The sequence below is a fragment of the Phenylobacterium sp. genome (genome assembly GCF_031425575.1).
Classification (GTDB): Bacteria; Pseudomonadota; Alphaproteobacteria; order Caulobacterales; family Caulobacteraceae; genus Phenylobacterium.
In genome coordinates this window covers 1-1766 of the sequence record NZ_JANPJP010000145.1, presented here as the reverse complement: position 1 = coordinate 1766, position 1766 = coordinate 1, and the positions used below count along the sequence as shown (strand labels likewise).

Below are 1766 nucleotides of genomic sequence, written 5' to 3'. Positions count from 1 at the left end.
AGCCTGTCGGCGGCCATGAAGATGGCCCGGGCCGGCCTGCGCGATAACAACAAGCCGATCGGCTGCTACCTGTTCTCCGGCCCCACCGGCACCGGCAAGACGGAGACGGCCCGCCAGCTGGCCTCGACGCTGGGCATCGAGCTGCTGCGCTTCGACATGTCGGAATACATGGAACGCCACACCGTCAGCCGGCTGATCGGGGCTCCCCCCGGCTATGTCGGCTACGATCAGGGCGGCCAGCTGACCGACGCTGTCGACCAGCATCCGCATGCCGTGGTCCTGCTCGACGAAATCGAGAAGGCGCACCAGGACGTCTACAACATCCTGCTGCAGGTGATGGATAACGGCACCCTGACCGACTCGAACGGCAAGAAGGTCGATTTCCGCAACGTGGTCCTGATCATGACCACCAACGCGGGCGCCTCCGACGCCCAGAAGAACACCATCGGCTTTGGCCGAGGGCGTAACGATGGCGAGCAGGAAGAGGCGCTGAAACGCCTGTTCACGCCGGAGTTCCGCAACCGTCTGGACGCCGTGGTGGCCTTCAAGCCGCTGACCCAGGACATCATCCGCCAAGTGGTCCAGAAGTTCGTTCTGCAGCTGGAAGCCCAGCTCGCCGACCGCAACATCACCATCGAAACCACCGACGAGGCGGCCGATTGGCTGGCCAAGAACGGCTTCGACGAACTCTATGGGGCGCGGCCGCTGGCCCGGGTCATCCAGGAGCACATCAAGAAGCCGCTGGCCGACGACATCCTGTTCGGCAAGCTGTCCAAGGGCGGCCACGTCAAGGTGGTGCTCAAGGACGGCAAGATCGCCTTCGAGTTCGAGATCGACACGCCCAAGGCTCGCGAGCCCGGGGCGCCGGAGATCGAGGAACCGGCCCTGGCCGAATAAGGCCCGCGATCCTCCCTCCCCTTCATGGGGAGGGACAGACCGCGAAGCGGTCAGGGTGGGGTAAGAGAATGACAGGGCGCCAGTCTTCCGGGATTGGCGCCTTTTTTCTGACTTCCCCACCCGTCGCGCTGCGCGCGCCACCCTCCCCATAAAGGGGAGGGAAACGCCAGGGCTTGCTTCCGGGCCCGGCGCGACCCAAGTGAGTGATCGGGGTTCAGTCGAGGGGTAAATCCATGAAACGCAGCGTTGTCGTCACCGGCGTCTCCACCGGCATCGGCCATGGCGCCGTCCAGGTGCTGGCGGCCAACGGCTTCCATGTCTTCGGCAGCGTCCGCAAACAGGCCGACGCCGACCGCCTGAAACAGGAATTCGGCGACGCCTTCACGCCGCTGATCTTCGATGTGACCGACGCGGCGGGCGCCCGGGTGGCGGCCGAGACGGTGCGCAAGGCGCTGAACGGCCAGACCCTGGCGGGCCTGGTCAACAACGCCGGCATCGCGGTGGCCGGCCCCCTGCTCCATCTCCCGATCGACGATTTCCGCCAGCAGATGGAGGTCAATGTCACCGGCGTGGTCATCGCCACCCAGGCCTTCGCCCCCCTGCTCGGCGCTGAGCCGGGCCTGACCGGGCCCAAGGGCAGGATCGTCAACATCAGCTCGGTCGGCGGCCGCAACGCCTCACCGTTCATGGGTCCCTACAGCGCCTCCAAATTCGCCCTCGAGGGCCTTTCGGAGAGCTTGCGGCGGGAGCTTCTGATCCACGGCATCGATGTGATCATCGTGGCCCCGGGCGCTGTGGCGACTCCGATCTGGGCCAAGGCCGACGAGGTCGATACTGGCCCCTACGCCGCGACCGTGTTCGGGCCGGCG

Annotated in this window: 2 protein-coding genes; both read left to right on the top strand. The window is 66.2% G+C overall.

Translation table 11 applies throughout. The annotated features are described in order from the left end of the window. The coding region (locus tag RMO97_RS08500) for an AAA family ATPase (RefSeq protein ID WP_310540319.1) at window positions 1–897 on the top strand (897 nt) is incomplete at its 5' end. Between the two features lie 233 nt (window positions 898–1130). Then, a partial coding sequence (locus RMO97_RS08495; protein WP_310540317.1) for an SDR family NAD(P)-dependent oxidoreductase occupies window positions 1131–1766 on the top strand: 636 nt, incomplete at its 3' end.